At 66.8% G+C, this 20,769-nt stretch carries 22 protein-coding genes; 6 read left to right on the top strand and 16 right to left on the bottom strand.

Features of this window, described 5'->3' with window-relative positions; genetic code table 11:
* Nucleotides 1-67: 67 nt before the first annotated feature.
* Together CFE50_RS18800 and CFE50_RS18795 are read right to left on the bottom strand one after the other, a co-directional pair.
* Complete coding sequence (locus CFE50_RS18800) at nucleotides 68-1,480, bottom strand: sugar porter family MFS transporter (protein WP_286736711.1); 1,413 nt, start codon at nucleotides 1,478-1,480, stop codon at nucleotides 68-70.
* 186 nt (nucleotides 1,481-1,666) lie between these two features.
* On the bottom strand, nucleotides 1,667-2,560 hold the full coding sequence (locus CFE50_RS18795; protein ID WP_144947991.1) for a LysR family transcriptional regulator: 894 nt from the start codon (nucleotides 2,558-2,560) through the stop codon (nucleotides 1,667-1,669).
* A 96-nt stretch (nucleotides 2,561-2,656) separates the two neighbouring features.
* Between CFE50_RS18795 and CFE50_RS18790 the strand changes: the two genes are divergently transcribed.
* Nucleotides 2,657-3,826, top strand: coding sequence for an MFS transporter (locus tag CFE50_RS18790; protein ID WP_286736708.1), 1,170 nt, complete (start codon nucleotides 2,657-2,659; stop codon nucleotides 3,824-3,826).
* A 565-nt stretch (nucleotides 3,827-4,391) separates the two neighbouring features.
* Here the strand turns inward: CFE50_RS18790 and CFE50_RS18785 are convergent.
* Nucleotides 4,392-4,952: a carboxymuconolactone decarboxylase family protein gene (locus tag CFE50_RS18785; protein WP_286736706.1), complete on the bottom strand. Its 561-nt coding sequence runs from the start codon at nucleotides 4,950-4,952 to the stop codon at nucleotides 4,392-4,394.
* A 180-nt stretch (nucleotides 4,953-5,132) separates the two neighbouring features.
* Between CFE50_RS18785 and CFE50_RS18780 the strand changes: the two genes are divergently transcribed.
* Nucleotides 5,133-5,633, top strand: a complete 501-nt coding sequence (locus tag CFE50_RS18780) for a GNAT family N-acetyltransferase (RefSeq protein WP_241808000.1) — start codon at nucleotides 5,133-5,135, stop codon at nucleotides 5,631-5,633.
* 9 nt (nucleotides 5,634-5,642) lie between these two features.
* Here CFE50_RS18780 and CFE50_RS18775 read toward each other — a convergent pair whose 3' ends face one another.
* Nucleotides 5,643-6,740 (bottom strand): alpha/beta fold hydrolase, encoded by a 1,098-nt coding sequence (locus CFE50_RS18775; RefSeq protein WP_286736703.1) that lies wholly within the window; start codon nucleotides 6,738-6,740, stop codon nucleotides 5,643-5,645.
* 210 nt (nucleotides 6,741-6,950) lie between these two features.
* Here CFE50_RS18775 and CFE50_RS18770 point away from each other — a divergent pair, with 210 nt between their 5' ends.
* Complete coding sequence (locus tag CFE50_RS18770) at nucleotides 6,951-7,202, top strand: hypothetical protein (RefSeq protein WP_286736701.1); 252 nt, start codon at nucleotides 6,951-6,953, stop codon at nucleotides 7,200-7,202.
* Between the two features lie 78 nt (nucleotides 7,203-7,280).
* Nucleotides 7,281-8,441 (top strand): sensor histidine kinase, encoded by a 1,161-nt coding sequence (locus CFE50_RS18765; RefSeq protein WP_286736699.1) that lies wholly within the window; start codon nucleotides 7,281-7,283, stop codon nucleotides 8,439-8,441.
* Here CFE50_RS18765 and CFE50_RS18760 read toward each other — a convergent pair.
* The 8 genes from CFE50_RS18760 to CFE50_RS18725 all read right to left on the bottom strand — a co-directional run bounded on the left by CFE50_RS18760 (nucleotide 8,438) and on the right by CFE50_RS18725 (nucleotide 15,601).
* Nucleotides 8,438-9,253: a glucose 1-dehydrogenase gene (locus CFE50_RS18760; RefSeq protein ID WP_286736697.1), complete on the bottom strand. Its 816-nt coding sequence runs from the start codon at nucleotides 9,251-9,253 to the stop codon at nucleotides 8,438-8,440. The two genes, CFE50_RS18765 and CFE50_RS18760, sit on opposite strands and share 4 nt — an antisense overlap.
* Nucleotides 9,254-9,438: 185 nt before the next feature.
* Nucleotides 9,439-9,729 carry a hypothetical protein gene (locus CFE50_RS18755; RefSeq protein ID WP_286736696.1) on the bottom strand — a complete coding sequence of 97 codons (291 nt, stop codon included), beginning with the start codon at nucleotides 9,727-9,729 and terminating at the stop codon, nucleotides 9,439-9,441.
* Complete coding sequence (locus CFE50_RS18750) at nucleotides 9,726-10,058, bottom strand: hypothetical protein (RefSeq protein ID WP_286736694.1); 333 nt, start codon at nucleotides 10,056-10,058, stop codon at nucleotides 9,726-9,728. Before CFE50_RS18750 ends, CFE50_RS18755 begins: the two co-directional genes overlap by 4 nt.
* Before the next feature lie 260 nt (nucleotides 10,059-10,318).
* Nucleotides 10,319-11,440 (bottom strand): hypothetical protein, encoded by a 1,122-nt coding sequence (locus CFE50_RS18745; protein WP_286736692.1) that lies wholly within the window; start codon nucleotides 11,438-11,440, stop codon nucleotides 10,319-10,321.
* Between the two features lie 257 nt (nucleotides 11,441-11,697).
* Nucleotides 11,698-13,134, bottom strand: a complete 1,437-nt coding sequence (locus tag CFE50_RS18740) for an NAD(P)(+) transhydrogenase (Re/Si-specific) subunit beta (RefSeq protein WP_286736690.1) — start codon at nucleotides 13,132-13,134, stop codon at nucleotides 11,698-11,700.
* A 1-nt stretch (nucleotide 13,135) separates the two neighbouring features.
* Nucleotides 13,136-13,450 carry an NAD(P) transhydrogenase subunit alpha part 2 gene (locus CFE50_RS18735; RefSeq protein WP_286736688.1) on the bottom strand — a complete coding sequence of 105 codons (315 nt, stop codon included), beginning with the start codon at nucleotides 13,448-13,450 and terminating at the stop codon, nucleotides 13,136-13,138.
* 35 nt (nucleotides 13,451-13,485) lie between these two features.
* A complete protein-coding gene (locus CFE50_RS18730) occupies nucleotides 13,486-14,604 on the bottom strand; it encodes a Re/Si-specific NAD(P)(+) transhydrogenase subunit alpha (RefSeq protein ID WP_286736686.1) in 1,119 nt (372 codons plus the stop codon).
* A gap of 124 nt (nucleotides 14,605-14,728) precedes the next feature.
* Nucleotides 14,729-15,601 (bottom strand): alpha/beta hydrolase family protein, encoded by an 873-nt coding sequence (locus tag CFE50_RS18725; protein ID WP_286736685.1) that lies wholly within the window; start codon nucleotides 15,599-15,601, stop codon nucleotides 14,729-14,731.
* 73 nt (nucleotides 15,602-15,674) lie between these two features.
* On the opposite strand from CFE50_RS18725, the gene CFE50_RS18720 reads away from it, so the two are divergent.
* Together CFE50_RS18720 and CFE50_RS18715 are read left to right on the top strand one after the other, a co-directional pair.
* On the top strand, nucleotides 15,675-16,238 hold the full coding sequence (locus CFE50_RS18720; protein WP_286736683.1) for a TetR/AcrR family transcriptional regulator: 564 nt from the start codon (nucleotides 15,675-15,677) through the stop codon (nucleotides 16,236-16,238).
* A gap of 60 nt (nucleotides 16,239-16,298) precedes the next feature.
* A complete protein-coding gene (locus tag CFE50_RS18715; RefSeq protein ID WP_169742428.1) occupies nucleotides 16,299-16,436 on the top strand; it encodes a hypothetical protein in 138 nt (45 codons plus the stop codon).
* 433 nt (nucleotides 16,437-16,869) lie between these two features.
* Here the strand turns inward: CFE50_RS18715 and CFE50_RS18710 are convergent, their stop codons facing one another.
* From CFE50_RS18710 to CFE50_RS18695, 4 genes are all read right to left on the bottom strand, one after another.
* On the bottom strand, nucleotides 16,870-17,646 hold the full coding sequence (locus CFE50_RS18710) for an L-fucose dehydrogenase (protein WP_286736681.1): 777 nt from the start codon (nucleotides 17,644-17,646) through the stop codon (nucleotides 16,870-16,872).
* Nucleotides 17,643-18,503 (bottom strand): amidohydrolase family protein, encoded by an 861-nt coding sequence (locus tag CFE50_RS18705; protein WP_286736680.1) that lies wholly within the window; start codon nucleotides 18,501-18,503, stop codon nucleotides 17,643-17,645. The genes CFE50_RS18710 and CFE50_RS18705 overlap by 4 nt, the downstream gene beginning before the upstream one ends.
* Nucleotides 18,500-19,792 carry an L-fuconate dehydratase gene (locus CFE50_RS18700; RefSeq protein ID WP_074585514.1) on the bottom strand — a complete coding sequence of 431 codons (1,293 nt, stop codon included), beginning with the start codon at nucleotides 19,790-19,792 and terminating at the stop codon, nucleotides 18,500-18,502. The genes CFE50_RS18705 and CFE50_RS18700 overlap by 4 nt, the downstream gene beginning before the upstream one ends.
* Before the next feature lie 106 nt (nucleotides 19,793-19,898).
* A complete protein-coding gene (locus CFE50_RS18695) occupies nucleotides 19,899-20,747 on the bottom strand; it encodes an ureidoglycolate lyase (protein ID WP_278896091.1) in 849 nt (282 codons plus the stop codon).
* Between the last annotated feature and the right edge of the window lie 22 nt (nucleotides 20,748-20,769).

Here is a 20,769-nt window from a genome sequence, read left to right as displayed (position 1 = left end):
GATGAGAAATTATTCCATTTGGTCCGCAACAAGCCGGAAAATCGGCGATCGGTCGGCTAACGACCCGCTATAACTCTTTCTTCAGATGGCGTTCGATTTCTTCCAGGGACTTGCCGCGGGTCTCCGGCAGGCAGAAATAGACGAACAACAGCGAGCCCAGGTTGATGGCGGCGAATCCATAGAAGGTGTAGTTGCCGATGGCTTCCAGGGCCACCGGAAAGCTGAAGGCCACGGTGGCGTTGCACAGCCACTGCACGGCCACCGCCACCCCGGTCAGCAGGCCGCGGACCTGGTTGGGAAACAGCTCGGACATCAGCAGCCAGTAGACCGGGGCGATGCACATCTGCATGAACAGCAGGAACACCAGGATGCAGGCCAGCGCCAGGTAGCTCTGGGTGAGGTCTTGCGGCAGCCACAACAACACGCTGCCCAGCGCCAGTTGCGCCAGGACCACGATCACCAGGCCGATCAGCAGCAGGGTGCGGCGTCCGGCGCGACCGATGGCCCAGATGCCGAGCAGGGTGGCGATCACCGAGACCACGCCGTTGCCGATGGTGGCGGTGAGGGCCGCGCTGGTGCCCATGCCGGTGCTCTTGAGGATGATCGGCGTGTAGTACATGAAGGCGTTGACCCCGGTGAACTGGGCGACGAAGCCCAGGCCGATGCCCAGCAGGAGCAACTTGACCACCCAGCCCTGGGCGAGCAGTTCGCGCAGTGGCGGGCGATGCCTGGCCTGCTCCTCGCTCTCGCGCATCTCCTCGACCTCGCGCTGCACCTCCTCGGGGGTGTCACGCAGGCGTTCCAGCACGGCTTCGGCTTCTTCGATGCGGCCCTTGGCCGCCAGCCAGCGCGGCGAGGTGGGCAAGAGGAAGGTGCCGGCGAACAGCAGGATGCCCGGCACCATGGCGATGGCCAGCATGTAGCGCCAGATGCCGTTGTCGTGCACCAGCCAGGCGAGCAGGGCGCTGAGCACATAGGCCAGCAGCTGACCGCTGACGATCATCAGTTCGTTGCGACTCACCAGGCGACCGCGGCGCTTGGGGCCGGCGATCTCGGCGATGAACACCGGCACAGTGGCCGACCCGCCGCCCACCGCCAGGCCGAGCACGAAGCGTGCGACCACCATCAGTTCCACCGAGGGCGCCACCGCAGTGCCCAGGGCGCCGACGACGAAGAGGATCGACAGCAGGCGCAGGGTGGTGCGGCGGCCATAGCGATCGGCGAGATAACCCGCCGCCAGCGAACCGAAGGCCGCGCCGACGATCAGGGCGGCGGTAACCAGCCCCTCGGTATAGGCATTGAGGCCCAGGCCGCCCTGGTCGGGTGGCAGGGTCATGAAGGGCAGGGCGCCGGCGATGATGCCGGTGTCGTAGCCGAAGGCCAGGGCGCCCATGGTGGCGACCAGTACGGTAATGAAGATCAGCCGGCGGGCCGAAGCCTTCTGGTCGGGGTCGACGGCGGGGGAAGCGGAAGCGGACATGGCAGAGCGGGATCCTGGCAAGACACGAAAGGGGCCGGCGAACCGGGCGCCCTCAGGCCAGCGAAGCGAACGAATGCAGCGTTTCGAGTCAGCGAAGGAGCGCCACGAGTGCGGACGTGGGTGATTAGGGCGGGGATGCCGGCGGGAGTTCCCGAGTGGGCAGGCTGGGCGCTTCGCCTGAGGACCTCAGTGGCCCAGCCGTTCCACCAGGAAATCCACGAACACCCGCACCCGCGCCGGCATGGTCGAGCCACCGACGAAGACCGCGTGGATGGGTTCCAGGTCGCCCGGATTCCAGGCCTCCAGCAGCGGCACCAGGGCGCCGCTGCGCAGGTCCTCGGCCACGCTGAATTCCCCGATGCGGGCGATGCCGGCGCCTTCGCGGGCCAGCAGGGCCAGGGCCTCGCCACTGTTGCATTCGATGTTGCCGCTGATCTTCAGGGCGAAGGCCTGGCCGTCACGGACGAAGGGCCAGTCGGGCAGGGCGCGGCGAAAGTTGAATCTCAGGCAATTGTGCTCGAGCAGGTCTTCCGGCACCTGGGGCGTGCCGTGGCGGGCGAGATAGGCCGGCGAGGCCACCACCACCTGCCCGGTGACGCCGATGGGGCGGGCGCTCAGCGGACTGTCGGCCAGCTGGCCGAAGCGGATCGCCACGTCGGCCTGGCCGGCGAGGATGTCCACCACCTCGTCGCCCAGCGCCAGGTCCACCACGATATCCGGATAGCGGGCGCTGAAGGCCGCCACCAGCGGCACCAGCGTCATGCGGCCATGACCGAGGGCGGCGCTGACCCTCAGCCGTCCTCGGGGCACGCCCTGGTCGGCGATGGCGTCTTCCACCTCGGCCAGGTCCGCCAGGATGCGTCGCGCCGCGCGTAGATAGGCCTCGCCCTCGGCGGTGAGGGTGATGGCTCGGGTGGTGCGCAACAGCAGTCGCGTGCCGAGGCGCTGCTCGGTGCGGGCGATGGAGCGACTCACCGCCGAAGGCGTCTGACCCAGGGCTCTGGCGGCGGCGGACAGGCTGCCGGCCTCCACCACCTGGGCGAACACCGCCATCTCTCCCGAGCGACCATTCAGATCCACTTGTGACTCCAGCGCAAAGGTGCATGCCAAAACCGCCGTCTACCGGCGCTTGAGCGGGGAGCTTAGCATTCGCGGCATAGATAAGGAGCCTTTCCCATGCGTATCAATCCACCCCTGCTGGCCCTGGCCACCGGTGCCTTCGGCATCGGCGTCACCGAATTCGCGCCCATGGGCATGCTGCCCGGCATCGCCGCCGATCTTGGCGTGTCCATTCCGGCGGCGGGCCTGTTGATCAGCGCCTATGCCCTGGGCGTACTGATCGGCGCGCCGCTGATGACCCTGACCACCGGCCGCATTCCGCGCCGCCAGCTGCTGATCGGCCTGATGGCCATCTTCACCCTCGGCAACCTGATGTCGGCGCTGGCCACCGACTACACCAGCCTGCTGATCGCCCGGGTGGTGACCTCGCTCAACCATGGCGCCTTCTTTGGCGTCGGCGCCCTGGTGGCGGCCAGCGTGGTGGCCCCGGACAAGCGCGCCGGGGCGGTCGCCGCCATGTTCATGGGGCTGACCCTGGCGACCATCGGCGGGGTGCCGCTGGCCACCTGGTTCGGCGAGTTGCTCGGCTGGCGCCAGGCCTTCTGGGGCATCGCCGGACTTGGCCTGCTGACCATGGCCGCGCTCTGGTTCGCCCTGCCCAACGTGGCGCTGCCGCCGAGCGATGGCGTGCTGGCCGAGATCCGCGTGCTGGGTCGCCCACCGGTGCTGGCCGCCCTGGCGCTGACCGTGGTCGGCTCCGGTGCCATGTTCACCGTCTTCACCTATATCGCGCCCATCCTTGCCCGCGAGACCCATGGCTCCACGGCCTTCATCACCGCCATGCTGGTGCTGTTCGGCGTCGGCCTGACCCTGGGCAATCTCTGGGGCGGCAAGGCGGCGGACAAATCCATCGACCGCACCCTGATCGCCTCCCTGGGCGTGCTCATCGTGGTGCTGCTGGCCTTCAGCGGGCTGATGCGCTGGCCGCTGGCGGCCGCCGTGGCCATCCTCGTCTGGGGCATCGCCAGCTTCGCCCTGGTGCCGCCGCTGCAGATGCGCGTGATGGAAGCCGCCAAGGACGCCCCCAACCTGGCCTCGGCGGTCAACATCGGCGCCTTCAACCTGGGCAATGCCCTCGGCGCGGCCCTGGGTGGCGCGGTGATCGACGCCGGTCTCGGCTATCCGGCGATCTCCCTGGCCGGCGCCGGCATGGCCGCCCTGGGGCTGGCGATGGCCCTGGTCCTGGCCTGGCGTGGTCGGGCCGCAGACGCTGCGATGGCGAGATAGCCGCGCGTAGACCGATCCGCGGCCTGATGTCTGTAGGAGCGGTCGCTACGGCGCACCGGCATGGCCGCGATAGCAGACGGACCCGTAGTGTGGAAAACGGCGCAGCCTTTTCCACGGGGAGGTCGTCGCTAGGGTTTTCCCTCACCCCAACCCTCCCCCAAAGGGGGAGGGGGCGCTACAGCGTGCCTCTGCAGGAGCGGTCGCTACGGCGCACCGGCATGGCCGCGATAGCAGATGGACCCGTAGTGTGGAAAACGGCGCAGCCTTTTCCACGGGGAGGTCGTCGCTAGGGTTTTCCCTAACCCCAACCCTCTCCCAAAGGGAGAGGGGGCGCTACAGCGTGCCTCTGCAGGAGCGGTCGCTACGGCGCACCAGCATGGCCGCGATAAAGCGGGAACAGTGGAAATCCTGATAGTGGCCCATGCAACAGCCTGGCATCGGTTCATGCCGATCAGTTACCAAAACGCCACGTTCTTGCGAAGAGAGCAAGGCGTTTTTTCGTGTCAGCAGGGAGCTGGAAGCGCAGTGTGGACTTTGACTGAAGGGTATTGGTCCGCGGCCTGCCTCATTCGGCGAAGGGAAGCGGCGCCTCGCCGCCCCTATCCACCGCGAAGGCATTGAGGGTCATGGCGACCAGGCTGTAGTAGCCATAGACGCCCACCAGTTCGACCATCCCAGCTTCACCGAACAGCGCCACCCCCTGGCGATAGAGGTCTGCGGGGATCCGCCGGGTGTCGTAGAGCGCCACGCCGATGGCATGCACACAGGCCTCCTCGGCGGTATCGAAGACCGGCGCGGTGCCCTGCCGCAGCGCCTCGATCAGCTGATCCGGCAACCCCGCCTGGCGGGCGATGGGCTCATGGATCTGCCACTCCGCCTGAGAGCGCCACCAGGCCGCGGTGGTGAGGATCGCCAGCTCGGTGAGGCGCAATTCCAGCCGGGTGCCATAGCGGCAGAAGGCGCCCAGCCGCTGGGCGTGATCGGCCAGCGCCGGGCTGTGCACCCAGGCCAGGAAGGGGCCGTCGAGATTGCCCCGCGGGCCGCTGAGGATGGCGTCCAGCACCCGCTGCTGCTCGGGCGTGGTGTTCTGCTCGGACAGGGGCGTCAGCCGCGACGAGATGGGCATGGTGGTGATCCTCAGAAGGTAGCGGACAGCTCGGTTGGCTCATCCAATACCACCTCGAGCCCCCACGGCAAATTCGCGGTGCTGCACGCGAGCAGCCTTGCCAAGGGTCGCAATCAGACTGGCAGCGCACCCCTGGGTCTGGTCACAATCGGCGCTGACCTTTTCCAGGGAGTCTTGGCGATGGACCGGACCTGCACCACCTTCTACCTCGAAATGACGGCCTCGACCGAGTTGCGCGAGAAGCCGCCACGGCCCGATCTGCAGATCGTCGAGTGCGAGGTGCCGCAACCCGAACTCAACCGTTTTCTCTATGCCCTGGTCGGCCAGGCCTGGGACTGGAGCGATCTCAGCGGCTGGAGCGACGCCCAGTGGCGCGCGCTGGTGGAGCAGGAGGGGCACCGCACCTGGGTCGCCTATCACCGCGGCGCCATCGCCGGTTACTACGAGCTGTACCGCCCGGATGGCCGCAACGTCGAGATCCGCTACTTCGGCCTGGTCGGCGCCTTCATGGGCCTCGGCTTCGGCGGTCCGCTGCTCAGTCACGCCCTCCGTTCCGCCTGGGAGTGGACGGGCACCGAGCGCGTCTGGGTGCACACCTGCACCCTGGATCACCCGGCGGCCCTGGCCAACTACCAGGCGCGCGGGCTGCGCATCTACCAGGAAGAAACGACCCCGCTCTAGGTCGGGGCCCTAGCGGCCTTGAGTGACGTTGGGCAGCTGGTCGACGAATTTCGCCAGCTCCGCCGCATAGAGCCTGGCGAGCCCGGTGGTACCGTGCCCGCGCGTGTCGGCGCTGCCCGGAATCAGCAGATAGCGGGCACTCGGCACCTGCTTGAGCGCCGCCTGCATGAGGCCGGTCTCGGGCGGATTGCGCTCGTCGTCCGCCGCGTTGATGGCCAGCACCGGCACCTTGATCTTGCCTAGTCCCGGCTCGGCGTTGTAGTCGGCCGAGGACTCCCACTGGTAGATGAAGTCATTGGCATCGACGGCCACCGAGGCCGCCAGGCGCTTGTCGACCAGCGCATCGGCCTGGGCATGGGTGCCGGCGATCTCCTGGTAGTTCAGGGTGCCGCCGCTGGTGGCGAATTCGAACATCGTCTTGGCCAGCCGCAGGGACGGCGGCTGGGTCTGGTAATTGCCCTGGTTCCAGGCCGGGTCCTGCCGGATGGACTCCACCAGCATGCGCCTCATGATCCAGTTGCGGCCAGCCATCTCCGTCGGCTGCGCCGCCATGGGCACCAGGCCATCGGCGAAGCCGGGGTGCAGACCGCCCCACAGCCAGGTCTGCATGCCTCCCATCGAATTGCCGATGATCAGCCGCAGGTGTTTGATCCCCAGTCCTTGGGTGAGCAGCAGGTATTGCGCCTGCACCATGTCGGCGTAGTTGTAGTGGGGAAAGGCGGCGCGCAGGCCATCCGACGGCTTGGTCGAGTTGCCGGTGCCGATGGCATCCGGAATCACGATGAAGTACTTGCTCGCATCCAGTGGCTGCCCGGGCCCGAACAACTGGCCACCGACATCCGTGCTCAGCATCGCCGCCGCCTGCTGCCCGGTGCCGTGCAGCACCAGAACTGCCGGGTTGCCGCGTTTTCCCAGCGTCAGGTAATGCAGGCGGAAGTTGTCGAGCGTCTGGCCGGTGTGGAAGGTGAAGCGCGGCACCACGAAGTCGTCTGCGACCGGCGTGGGCGAGTCGGCGCCCTGGACCCTCGGGGCGGTCAGCAGCAATAGCAGGGTCAGGGCGGAGCAAAGGGCGCCAACGGCCTTGCACGCCTTGAGGACTCTATCCATGGACGCCGTTCCTTCACCGAAAAAGATGATTTTTATAAGGCCGAACGGCGCAGCTGACAACTCACCTCGGCGGCTTCGGCTCAGCCGGCAAAGACGCTCCACACCTATCGTCAGGCCGGACGCCGTATGGCCTGGCAAGCGAAGCGCTGGAACGCCGGCGCCTGCGATCGAGTCGGAAGGAGCAACAGCACTTGGAGAATGCCTGGCCTCATGCAAGCCCTCAAAAGCCAGTTGGCGGCGCTGGACCCGCCTATCAAGCACGAGATCCAGTCCCAGGGTGACAACCTGCTGATCACCCTCATAGATCCCGCCCGGCCGGCGCGGGTGTCGCGCGTGCTCAATCAGACCCTGGTGCGCAACACCGCACTGCTGTACGAGGTGATTCGCGACGCCATCAATGAATTGCGCGCCATCGGCAGCCTGCCGGCCATCACGGCGGACGAGATCCATCCGGACGATTAGCGACGGCGGGCGGCCCGGGTCAGCGCTCGCTGACGCCGTTGTCCCGGTGCCTTGCCCATGCCAGAAGGAAAGCCTTCGATGAACGATGAACAGCGGGTCCAGGCCCTGACCCAGCGGCAAAAGCTGCTGGCGGACTTTGGCGACTTCGCGCTGCGCTGCGAGGATCTGGACGAGATCCTCATGCGCGCCTGCCACCTGGTGGGCGATGCCCTCGGTACCGAGCTGTCCAAGGTGCTGGAGATCGAGCGCGGCGAGCACCAGGCGCTGGTCCGCGCCGGGGTCGGCTGGAAACCGGGGGTCGTCGGCCAGGCGCGGATCTCCCTCGGCGAGCGCTCCTCCGAAGCCTATTCGATCAAGGTCAGCCGCCCGGTCATCACCCCGAACATCCACCAGGAAGAGCGCTTCGACCTGCCCGACTTCCTGCGCGAGCACGGCGTCCAGGCGCTGGTGAACGTGCCGATCTTTCTGCCCGGCGGCCGGCCCTATGGCCTGCTGCAGGTCGATGCCCACGAGCCGCGGGACTTCGGCGAGGAAGACGTGGAATTCCTGCGCACCTACGCCACCATCCTCGGCCCGGTCATCGACCGCCTGCTCAAGAGCAGCGACCTCAACGACGCCCTGCAGGCCAATACCCGGTTGATGCAGGAGATGCAGCACCGCATCAAGAACCACATCGCCATCATCGCCGGACTGGTCTGGCTGAGATCCCGCGCGGCCCAGTCCGACGAGGCCCGCCAGGAGCTGCAGGGCATCGGCGCGCGCATCGACGCCCTGCGCCTGGTCCACGAGCAACTCTATGCGGCCAACACCGCCCAGCAATTGCGGCTGCGGCCCTTCGTCATGCAGCTGCTGGAGAATCTCTGCCACCTGCACCAGGAGCACTCCGGCCAGGTGCGCCTGCAGATCGGCATCGCCGACGTCGACCTGGACCCGGACACCGCCGTGCCCCTGGGCATGATCCTCACCGAATTCGCCTCCAACAGCCTCAAGTACGCCTTCGACGGCGAGGGCGGCCTGCTGGCGGTGGACATCGACATCGCCGAGGACGATACCTGGCGCGTGCGCATCCAGGACGACGGCAAGGGCCTGCCGTTGCAGACCTCCGCCCGCAAGCCCGGCTCGGGCACCGGCATGAAGCTGATCGAGGGCCTCGCCGGCCAGATCGGCGCCCACGCCCAATGGTCCCGCGCCGGCGAGCGCGGCACCGAGTTGCAGCTGAGCTTCAGGGTGAAGGGCTAGGGCGACTCGACCACCGCGGGCCTCACCGCCGAGCCGGCCAGCAGGCCGCCATCCAGATTCAGCTCGCTGCCGGTCATGTAGGCGGCCTCGTCGGACGCCAGCAGCAGCGCCACGGCCGCCACCTCCTCGGGGCGGCCAAAGCGCCGCAATGGCGTGTCCTGCACCAGCGCCGCCATGCGCGCCGCGCGATCCGGGCCGTCACCCAGCATGGGCTCCCACATCGGCGTGAGGATGGCGGCGGGGTGGATCGAATTGCAGCGGATGGCGAGGCCCTGTTCCGCGCAATAGAGCGCCACCGTCTTGCTGTGATTGCGCACCGCTGCCTTGGACGAGGCATAGGCGGCCGCGCCGGGAATACCCACCAGCCCGGAACGCGACGAAACATTGATGATGGAGCCAGCCCCCGCCGGACGCATGGCGCGGATGCCATGCTTGCAGCCGAGAAAGACGCCATCGAGATTGGTGCGATGTACTGCGTGCCAGTCTTCGAGCCGGGCGTGTTCCGGATCGTGGGCCACCACGCCCTGCTCGAAGCCGGTGATTCCGGCATTGTTCACCAGCACGTCGAGCCGACCGCGCTCGGTGAGGATCTGCCCGGTCACCCGCTGCCAGTCGGCTTCCAGGCGCACATCCAGGGGCAGAAAGCAGGCACGGTCGCCCAGTTCGGCGGCGACGGCGTGGCCTAGCTCGGCGTTGAGGTCGGTGACATAGACGAAGGCGCCCTCCGCACCGAAGGCCCGGGCGATGGCAGCGCCTATGCCCTGGGCCGCGCCCGTGACCAGGGCAGTCTTGCCCTTGAGTTTGGCTGCCATGGGAATACGCCCTCCAGATCGTGACTAGCATCCGAGGGTAGTCCAGGCGGTCGGGTCAGGGGGCCAGCATCACGCCCGGTGGTTAGCGGTAACAAATAAACTGATTGGAGCTGACTGGCCGACCGGAAATCGCAGGGAGGTTCTGCCCGATCGGCTCGGTCATCTCGCTAGCTCTCTTCGGGCTATTAACGGGTTTTGGTGCCTGTGTAGGCCGTACGAATAGTGCTGTAGGAAAACGGCTCTGACAGATTCTTTTCTTCAAAGGTAGCGGGGCCGTTGAATCTCTCGTGGCTAAGCCCACTAAAAGATATGGATACTGTGTTGGGAAAGCGGATCTGATAATTGGGCTTTATACCTTGTCCGGTATTGCCAAGTCTGACAGTCGCGCCTTCTTCACGCATATTGTCCAAAACCGTTCTCAGAAAGATAAGTCCAAGCTGTGGCAGATTTTCCTTGGTCCAAATGAACCTGCTCATTGTTGTTCCTCGGGCTTGGCATAGCGTGCAGCAGTTTTGTAGAGATCCTTTCTGCGGATGCTGACGTCGATTTGCTCCAGGCGATAGCCCAGGCTCTCCATTACCTGCTTAACCATGCGCCCGGTCATCTGTTTCACCCTGTCGGCTTTGATTTCATCACCGAATTCGGCCAGTAGGTGAGGTTGGAGGCCTTCGATCGCGGGCCGCTTCAAATAGGTGGTGGTTTCCAGGCAGGCGATAGAGGTGTCTCGGTGCAAGAACTGCCACAGCGCACTGGCCAGTGGAGTATTGGCAACGTCGGAGAAAGAGCCGGCATCGAAGTCTTTCATGGTGCGCTATAGCCTCAGGCTTTTTGGGTACAGCGACAGTACCTGCCTTCCAGGGTAGGTACAAGTCAGCCTTTGGATTGAAATTTACGTGCGGGATGCTGGGTCGGCCCTGCGAATTAATGGAGCATAAGCCGTAATTCCAAAGCCGGTATCAATACTGTTTCTCTGGCTTACTTGGCAGCGTATACGCCAACGTATAGCGAGGCATTGGGAAGATAAGCCCTTTTAAACTTCATCCTATTTTGCGTGAAGAATTAGGCCTACTGGCTGATGACGGCGTGGTTGGAGAAGCCGCTCTGGGTCAGGTTGATGGTATTGCCTGCGGTGTTCTGGGTAAGGTCGGCGGTGTGCTGGCTGCCGCTCTGGGCGACGCTGATGGTGGAGGCATTACCGGTCACGTAGGTCGTCACCCCGAGGTTGTCGCCCTGCTGATCGACCTTCAGCTGGCCATCGTTGCCCAGGTAATAGGCATTGATGCCGTTGGCGTCGCCATTGGACGCCAGATCCAGCTGATTACCTTCGCCCGAGACGATGGCGGCGGCGCCATTGCCGTCACCGGTCTGCGCCAGGGTCAGCCTGCTGCCCACGCCATAGACATTCACGTCGGCGCGGTTCAGATCGCCGCGCTGCGCGATGTCGACGGTGCTGGGCCGCGAATAGCTGCTGGAGTGCCGGACCCGGGTATCGTTGCCGTTGCCCTCCTGCACCACCTTGGAATCCAGCCGCTCGCCGCCTTGCTTGAGGCCGATGTAGTTGTCGTTGCCGCGCTGCTCGACGATCGTGGTCGAGTCCTCGCCGGTCTGCCTCACCCAGGCCTCGTTGCGCAGGCCGAAGCTGGTCACCTGCAGGTCCTGGCGGTCACCGTGCTGAGCCAGGTCCAGCTTGCCGTTGAGTCCATCCTGGCGGACCGTCAGGGTGTTCTGACCCGCAGCATAGCTGTCCTGCTCGATGTCGATCCGATGATAGCCGCCATCCTGGTGGACAGAGGTGTCCTGCCGCAGGCCGCTCTGGCGCACCACCGTCTCGTTGCCGCTGCCCGGTCCCTGATCGACCTGTACTCGGTCATAGCCGCCATCGCGCTGCTCGATATCCACCAGGCGCTGCGACCCCCAGACCTGATTGACCTCGACCGCGCTCCTGGCATTGGTCTGCACCACCCGCACGCGGTCATCGGCATCGTTCTGCTGGGTGACCTGGGCATTGAGAAAACTGCCGCTCTGCTGGATATCCGCCTGGTTGCGCGCTGACAGCTCGCTGCCCTGGTTCAGGTTCACCACATTGAAGCCGCCGTTCTGCTGGACGTTGGCCGTATTGGATTCGGCCCAGGCGGCACCGGTGTTGGCCAGCAGCAACGCGACCATGAGGGAGCGGGAGGTTTGCATGGGGACGGTCCTTGTGAGGGGTGGGAGAGCCCGGATCGTGAGCGTTCGATGGGAGGTAGGGGATAGGTGAGGTGCTGAGGAATAATCTGACTGATAAGGCTGAAGGCGCAATCGGTCGAAGGAGCGATGCTGATCCCTGCGTGAACAACCTTGCGTTGAGTGCGTAAGCCTGGAGGCTTCGAGAGAGAAACGTATGTCTTATGGAGCGCCAAGGAAAATCCCTCGCGACCACTTAAGCGGTCGCGAGGAGCTACGACTTAATCCACCGCTTTGACCATCTCCTCGATGACCTTCTTGGCGTCGCCAAAGACCATCAGGGTCTTGTCCAGATAGAAGAGTTCGTTATCGAGACCCGCGTAGCCGCTGGCCATGGATCTCTTGTTGACGATGATCGTCTTGGCCTTGAAGGCTTCGAGGATGGGCATGCCGGCGATGGGCGATTTGGGGTCGTTTTTGGCCGCCGGGTTGACCACGTCGTTGGCGCCGAGCACCAGCACCACGTCGGCCTGGCCAAATTCGGAGTTGATGTCGTCCATCTCGAACACCTGGTCGTAAGGCACCTCGGCTTCGGCCAGCAGCACGTTCATATGGCCGGGCATACGGCCGGCCACCGGGTGGATGGCGTATTTCACCGTCACGCCGTTGTGCACCAGTTTTTCGGTCAGCTCCTTGAGGGCGTGCTGGGCGCGGGCCACCGCCAGGCCATAGCCGGGGACGATGATGACGCTGTCGGCGTTGCCCAGCAGGAAGGCAGCGTCGTCCGCCGAGCCGGATTTGACCGGGCGCTGCTCGCCGCTGCCAGCGCTGGCAGCGGCCTCCGTCGCCCCGCCAAAGCCGCCGAGGATGACGTTGAAGAAGGAGCGGTTCATCGCCTTGCACATGATGTAGGAGAGGATGGCGCCGCTCGAACCCACCAGCGAGCCGGCGATGATCAGCATGGAGTTGTTCAGCGAGAAACCGATGCCGGCGGCGGCCCAGCCGGAGTAGCTGTTGAGCATGGAGACCACCACCGGCATGTCGGCGCCGCCGATGGGGATGATGATCAGCACGCCGATAGCGAAGGCCAGGGCCACCAGCACGGCGAAGGCGCCAAGGTTGCCGCTGAAGGTGAAGACCAGGCCCAGGGCGAGGATGGCCAGGCCGATCACCAGGTTGAGCGGATGCTGGCCGGCGAAGCGCACCGGCGCGCCCTGGAACAGGCGGAATTTGTATGTGCCGGAGAGCTTGCCGAAGGCGATCACCGAACCGGAGAAGGTGATGGCGCCAATGGCCGCGCCGAGGAACAGCTCCAGGCGGTTACCGCTGGGGATCGGCTGGCCAAAGGTGGCGACGATGCCCAGCGACTGCGGCTCGACCACCGCGGCGATGGCGATGAACACCGCGGCCAGGCCGATCATGCTATGCATGAAGGCCACCAGCTCGGGCATCTTGGTCATTTCCACGCGCTTGGCCATGTAGGCGCCGGCGCTACCGCCCACCAGCAGGCCGACGATGACGTAGCCGATACCCTGCACCGCCAGGTCGCTGCCGAGCTGGTGGATCAGCGCCAGGGTGGTGAGCACGGCCAGGGTCATGCCGGCCATGCCGAAGGCGTTGCCGCGGCGCGAGGTGGTGGGGTGGGAGAGGCCCTTGAGCGCCTGGATGAAGCACACCGAGGCGACCAGGTAGAGCAGGGTGATGAGGTTCATGCTCATGTCAGGACTTCTCCGCCGGGGCCTTGGGGGCCTTCTTCTTGAACATCTCCAGCATGCGGCGGGTGACCAGGAAGCCGCCGAAGACGTTGACCGCCGCCAGGGCCACGGCCAGGGTGCCCATGAGCTTGCCCAGCGGCGTGACGGTGAGGGCGGCGGCGAGCATGGCGCCGACGATGACGATGGCGGAGATGGCGTTGGTCACCGCCATCAGCGGGGTGTGCAGCGCGGGGGTGACGTTCCAGACCACGTGGTAGCCGACATAGATGGCCAGCACGAAGATGATCAGGTTGTAGATGCCGTCGGAAATCAGATCCATGGGGGCAGTCCTTTAGATAGAGGGCCGGGCAGGCGTCAGGCGTTCTTGCGGCGCAATTCGCCGCCGTGGCACATCAGGCAGGCGGCGACGATGTCGTCGTCCAGGGCGAGGTGGAAGGCCCCGTCCTTGAGCACCAGCTTGAGAAAGTCCAGCAGGTTGCGGGCATAGAGCGCCGAGGCGTCCGCCGGGACGCGGGCGGCCAGGTTGCCGTAGCCCACCAGGGTGACGCCGTGCTTGACCACCACCCGGTCCAGTTCGGTGAGCGGGCAGTTCCCGCCCTGGCTCGCGGCCAGGTCGATGACCACCGAGCCCGGCTTCATCTCGGCCACGGTGGCCGCGTGCAGCAGGGTGGGGGCGCGGCGGCCGGGGATCAGCGCGGTGGTGATGACGATGTCGGCCTGCCTCGCGCGTTCGTGCACCGCCCGGGCCTGGCGCTCCATCCAGGAAGCCGGCATGGGCCGCGCGTAGCCGCCGACGCCTTCGGCGCACTGGCGCTCTTCCTCGGTCTCGAAGGGCACGTCGACGAACTTGGCACCGAGGGATTCGATCTGCTCCTTCACCGCCGGACGCACGTCCGAGGCTTCGATCACCGCGCCGAGGCGCTTGGCGGTGGCGATGGCCTGCAGCCCGGCCACCCCGGCGCCGAGGATCAGCACTCGCGCGGCCTTTACCGTGCCTGCGGCGGTCATCAGCATGGGCATGAAGCGCGGATAGTGCTCGGCCGCCAGCATCACGGCCTTGTAGCCGGCGATGTTGGCCTGGGAGGAGAGCACGTCCAGGCTCTGGGCGCGGGAGGTGCGCGGCGCCGCCTCTAGGGCGAAGGCGGTGAGGCCCCGGGCATTGAGCTGCTCCAGGGTCTCCTGGGCGAAGGGATTGAGCATGCCGATGAGCACCGCGCCAGGTTTCATCAACGCCAGCTCGCCGGGCGAGGGCGCCGCCACCTTGAGCACCAGGTCGGCGCCCAGGGCCGCCGCGGCGTCGCCCAGCTGGGCACCCACGGCGGCATAGGCCGCGTCGGGCAGGCTGGCGCCGTCACCAGCGCCTTGTTGCACCACTACCTGGTGGCCCTGGCCGATCAGTTTCTTGAGGGTCTCGGGGGTCGCGGCCACGCGCGTTTCCCCCGCACCGGATTCCATAGGGACGCCGATCAGCACGGGTGTTTCTCCTTGTTATTTGTGCCGCCACAATGGGACCTGGGGCGGTTGGGGGGCTGTCCCGAAACGACGGGGAGCTTTTGGAAAAGCGACAGGCGCGCCGTGTCGGCGGCCGGTTTGCAACCTAGTTCGGCGTGGACACCCGGGGGAGGGCGGCGAACCAGTCCAGGGCGCGGTCCCACAGCGGCTGGGCGCTGGCGCGGAAGTAACCCATGTGGCCGATGGCGCCGCCGTGCTGGCGGGGGTCGAGGTCTTCGCGCTGGAGGTCGACGTTGCGATAGGCCTGCATGAAGGCATCGCGCGATTGCGGCGTGGCCCAGAGATCGTCCAGGGCGTTGACCGCGACGATGGGGGTGCGCACCGCGGCGTAGCCGGCTTCGATGCCCCGCATGGCCGGATTGTCGAAGAAGTAGTGGGGATAGCTGCACCAGTGGCGCCACTGGCGATAGACGTCGCGCGGCAGGTCTTCGCCCAGGCCCAGGGCGCTCCAGGGGCAGTAGCCTTTCCACCAGGTCAGCACCGGCAGGACCAGTTTCCACATGGTCAGCACCTTGAGTCTTTCCAGCGGCGGCATGTATCCGTACCAGCCGGCGCTGGTGCCGAAGACATAGAAGCCGGCCACCTTGGCGTGGTTGGGCAAGAGACCGAAGGCGTGGCCGCCATAGGAGTGGCCGACCAGGTAGAGGGGGACGTCGCCTTGGGCCATGCTGTCCACCGCGGCGGCGAGGTCCTGGCGCGCCCAGTCCAGCAGGTCCATGCGAAAGCCCTTGAGCGAGGCCGGCGCCGAACGGCCGATGCCACGGTAATCGAAGGTCAGGGTCTCGAAACCGCGGGCCGCGGCGTGCTGGGCGAAACGTCGATAGAAGCCCTGGGGTACGGCGGTGGCGCCGGCGACGATCAGCCTTCCTTGCAACGGTGCCTGGGCGGGATAGCGACTGGTGCTGAGGCGATAACCGTCCGCGGTGATCAGGTCCTCGACGAGGGCGTCGCTGGGCATGGGTTGGTCCCTATGACAGTTGTTATAATGCCTGGACGGTAGATTATGACGACTGTCATAGCAAGGAGAATGGATGACCGAGCAGTCGACGGTGCGGGAACGGGTGGTGGTGGCGGCTTCGGCCATGCTGGCGCAGCACGGCCTCAATGCCACCAGTATCCGCGAGACCATCAAGCGCGCCGAGGCGCCGCTGGGGTCCACCTATCATCACTTCCCCGGTGGCAAGCATCAGCTGGTGGTGGAGGCGGTGGAGCTGGCCGGCGCCCAGGTCAGTCGCGATCTGGAGCGCCAGCTGCAGGCCGGGGCGCTGGCGGGCATCCAGGGCTTTCTGCGGCTCTGGCGCGACATCCTGCTGGACTCGGACTTTCGCGTCGGCTGCCCGGTGATGGCGGTGGCGGTGGAAGAACCGGTGGACGAGATCGCCCAGCGCGAGCTGGACGCGGCGGCGGGCATCTATCGCCGCTGGGAGGCTCGGCTGCAGGTGGCGCTGGTCGAGCATGGCCATGCGGAAAAGGCGGCGGCGGGATTGGCGACGCTGCTGGTGGCGGCGGTGCAGGGGGTGATCCCGCTGTGCCGCGCCCAGCGCAGCATCGAACCCTTCGACCGGGTGGCCGAACGTCTGGTGGCGCTGGTCTAGGGGGAACGCCGCCGGGGCCGGCGGACTCCACCAAGGGTGCCTCTACGAGCGGAGTACCCCATGAATCCCGAACCCGCGGATGATAAGCAGACCCCCCACGACTACGACGAATACGGCGACGTGCCGGATTCGGCCAATACCACCACCACCGAAGAGCGCGAGGATTTGGACGACAGCCCGTTGAGCCCGAAGCGCTAGCGGTGCCTGCCGCGTGGACAAGGCTGCGCCGTTGTCCACCCTACGGGAGCTTGCTCTCGCCAACCTACGGTGGATGGGTAGGGTGGAAAACCGCGCAGCGTTTTCCACGTATCGATGATCCAACCGCTAACTCCGATACCGCCCCCTCTCCCCCGGGGAAAGGGCTGGGGTGAGGGTGGCCACAGCGGCAGGCCTGCACTCCAACGGCGGTTTTGGTGCCCTGCGCGTGGACAAGGCTGCGCGGTTGTCCGCCCTACGGGAGTTCGCTCTCGCCAACCTACGGCGGATGGGTAGGGTGGAAAACCGCGCAGCGTTTTCCACGTATCGATGATCTCGGCTAACGCCAAACCCTGCCGCCATCACAATACCACCCCCTCTCCGTCCGGGAGAGGGCTGGGGTGAGGGCGCCTTCCTGCTCCTCCGCCTCATTCCCTCACGTCAACGCCCGATCCAGATGCAGATAGCCGCCATCCACGCTCAGCCATTGGCCGGTGGTATGGCTGGAGCGTGGCGAGAGCAGGAAGGCCGCGGTGTCGGCGATCTCCTCCGGGGTGGTCATGCGGCGGCCGAGGGGGATGCGCGCGGTGATGGCGGCGAGTTTGGCGGCCGGGTCGGGAAAGCCCTGCAGCCAGCGTTCGTAGAGCGGGGTCATGACCTCCGCGGGAATCACCGCGTTGACGCGGATGCCGTCGTCCAGCAGCGAGGCGGCCCACTCGCGGGTCAGGGCCAGCACACCGCCCTTGGCCGCGGTGTAGCCGCTGGTGTCGCCCTGGCCGGAGAGGGCGGTCTTGGAGGCTATGTTGACGATGGCGCCGGTGCTGGCGCGCAGCGCCGGCAGGCAGAGGTGCGCCAGGTGGTAGTAGTGCACCAGGTTGCGTTCCAGGGAGGCGACGAAGGCGGCGCGGCCGGCGCTGAGACTCACCCCATCGTTGACCCCGGCATTGTTGACCAGTCCATCGATGCGCCCATAGGCGTCCTGCACGGCGGCCACGGTCCGCTCGCATTCGGCTTCGTCGCACAGCTCCACGGTGAAGGCCCGAGCTCTGGGCTGCCGTTCGGCCAGTTGCGCGGCGAAGCTGGCCTCCAGTGGCTCGCGGGCAAGGATCACCGGGAGGGCGCCCTCGGCCGCCAGGGCCAGGGAGATGGCCGCGCCGATGCCGGAGCCGCCGCCGCTGACCAGGAACACCTTGTCGGTCAGGTGCAGATTCATGCCACGGCCTCCCGCGGCTGGGTGCCCAGCCCGTAGAGCCGGGCCGCGTTGCCGCCAAAGACCGCGGCGCGCTCGCCGGGCGTGAGATCCAGCAGCGCCTGCTCGGCCAGGTCGACCACCTCGGCGTAGCGGGCGGCCAGGGTGCAGACCGGCCAGTCGGAGCCGAACAGCAGGCGCTGCGGCCCGAAAGCCTCCAGGGCGATGCGCGCATAGGGCAGCAACTGCTCCGCCTGCCAGCCCTGCCAGTCGGCCTCGGTGACCAGCCCGGACAGCTTGCAATGCACATGGGGCAGCTGTGCCAGGGGCGCCAGCAGTCGGGCGTAGTCGGCGGGCGCGACCCGGCCCGGCGGCTTGCCCAGGTGGTCCAGCACCAGCACGCCGTGGTCATGGCGCGCGGCGAAGGCGGTGGCGGCGGGCAGGGTCTCGGCGTGGATCAGCAGTTCATAGAGATAGCCATGCCGCTGCAGGGTGGCGACGCCCCGGTTGGCGGCGGCATCGGCCAGCCAGGCGCCGGGATCGGCCTCGTCCTGCACCGGATGGCGAAAGCCGCGTAGGTGGCGACTGCCCTGGCGCCGTTCCAGGCCCGCCACCAGGTCGGCGGCGCGCAGGTCGGTCCAGCCGACCACTGCCTGCACCCAGGGCGTGCGGGCGGCCAGGTCGAGCAGAAAGTCCGTCTCTTCTTCCAGGGTGCGCGCCTGGACGGCGATGCAGCCGTCGAAACCGGCCCGCTGCAGGTGCGGTTGCAGATCGGCGGGCAGGTGATCGCGCTGCAGTCCGGGCATGCGCCCGTCGATCCAGGCGAATTCGGCCGGCCGATAGCGCCAGAAGTGTTGGTGGGCATCCAGGCGCAGGCTCATGACGGCTGCCCTCCGGCATGGCGATACCGCGCCCGGGAGGCGGCCTTGATGGCGATGGAGAACCCCGGCGCCTGGGGCGCGAGATAGGCGGCGCCGCGCACCCGGCAGGGGTCCTCGAAGTGTTCGTGGAGGTGGTCGACGTATTCCACCACCCGGCCCTCGTGGGTGCCGGCGACGCAGAGGTAGTCGATCATCGCCAGGTGCTGCACGTATTCGCAGAGGCCCACGCCGCCGGCATGGGGGCAGACCGGCAGGTCGTACTTGGCGGCCATCAGCTGCACCGCCAGCACCTCGTTGAGGCCACCCAGGCGGCAGGCGTCGAGCTGCACCACGTCCAGGCCGCCGCGCATGATGAATTGCTTGAAAAGGATGCGGTTCTGGCACATCTCGCCGGTGGCCACCTTGACTGGCGCCACTGCCTCGCGGATGGCGCGATGGCCCTCCACGTCGTCGGGGCTGGTGGGTTCCTCGATGAACCAGGGCTGGGCGAAGGCCAGTTCGCGCACCCAGTCGATGGCCTCGCCGACTTCCCACACCTGGTTGGCGTCGATCATCAGGTGGCGCTCGGGGCCGATCACCTCGCGGGCGATGCGCACCCGGCGGATGTCGTCGGCGAGATCGCGACCGACCTTGAGCTTGATGTGGGAGAAGCCGGCGTCGATGGCCTCCTGACAGAGGCGGCGCAGCTTGTCGTCGGGATAGCCGAGCCAGCCGGCCGAGGTGGTGTAGCAGGGATAGCCCTCGGCTTCCAGGCGCTGCAGGCGCTCGGCCTTGCCTTCGGCGCGCTGGCGCAGCAGGGCCAGGGCTTCCTCGGGGGTGATGCAGTCGGTGAGGTAGCGGAAGTCGATGCAGCGCACCAGTTCCTCGGGGCTCATCTCCGCCACCAGGCGCCACACCGGCTTGCCCACGGCGCGCGCCCAGAGGTCCCAGGCGGCGTTGACCACCGCGCCGGTGGCGAGGTGGATGGCGCCCTTGTCCGGACCGATCCAGCGCAACTGGCTGTCGCCGGTGATGTGGCGCCAGAAACGGCCCGGGTCTTCCTGGATCCACTCCAGGGTCAGGCCTTGCACCCGCGGCTCCAGGGCGCGCAGGGCGGCGCAGCAGATCTCGTTGCCGCGGCCGATGGTGAAGGTGAGGCCGTGACCCTCCAGCCCCGGCTGGTCGGTCTGCAGGATGACGTAGGCGGCGGAGTAGTCCGGATCCGGATTCATGGCATCGGAGCCATCCAGCGCCTGGCTGGTGGGAAAGCGGATGTCTTCGATCTGCAGGCCGGTAATTGTTGTTGGCATGGCGCTGTCCTCGAGGGTTTTCACGGGCTGAGCTGACCCGGCCCCGTGCCCGCTCGATGAAAAGCGGGCACGGGGGTTTGCCAGGTTTGGGTGGGGGTGGCTTGCCCTAGTCGGCGGCGACGGTGCGCTGGTGCTGCTCGCCCAGGCCCTGGATGCCCAGGCGCATTTCCTGGCCGGGCTTGAGGTACACCGACTGCGGCTTGACGCCCATGCCCACGCCCGGCGGCGTGCCGGTGGAGATGACGTCACCCGGTTGCAGACTCATGCAGCGGCTGAGGTAGGCGATGATCTGGGCCACCGAGAAGATCATGGTGCGGGTGTTGCCGTTCTGGTAGCGGTGGCCGTCGACCTCCAGCCAGAGGTCGAGGTTCTGCGGATCGGTCACCTCGTCGGCGGTCACCAGCCAGGGGCCGAGCGGGCCGAAGGTGTCGAAGCCCTTGCCCTTGTCCCAGGTGCCGCCGCGTTCGAGTTGCCACTCGCGCTCGGAGACGTCGTTGACCACGCAATAGCCGGCCACGTGATCCAGGGCATTGGCCTCGTCGATGTAGCGCCCGGCCTTGCCGATCACCACGCCCAGCTCCACTTCCCAGTCGGTCTTGGTCGAGTCGCGGGGGATCTGCACGGCGTCGTTGGGCCCGCAGATGGCGCTGGTCCACTTGTTGAACACCACCGGCTCCTTGGGCACATCCAGGCCGGATTCGGCGGCGTGGTCGGCGTAGTTGAGGCCGATGCAGATGAACTTACCGACCCGGCCCACGCAGGGGCCGAGGCGCGGGGTGCCGTCCACCAGTGGCAGGCTGTTCGGGTCCAGCTGACGCAGCCGGGCCAGGGATTCGGCGCCGAGCGCCTCGCCGGCGAGATCGGCCACCTGGCCGGAGAGATCGCGAAGCCGGCCCTGAGCATCCAGCAGACCGGGTTTTTCCTGGCCCTGGGGGCCGTAGCGCAAGAGTTTCATCGGAGCTCCTATGAGGGGAAAA

Source organism: Pseudomonas sp. PGPPP4, from assembly GCF_002256045.1.
Taxonomy (GTDB): domain Bacteria; phylum Pseudomonadota; class Gammaproteobacteria; order Pseudomonadales; family Pseudomonadaceae; genus Chryseomonas; species Chryseomonas oryzihabitans.
This window is presented reverse-complemented; position numbering and strand designations above follow the sequence as displayed.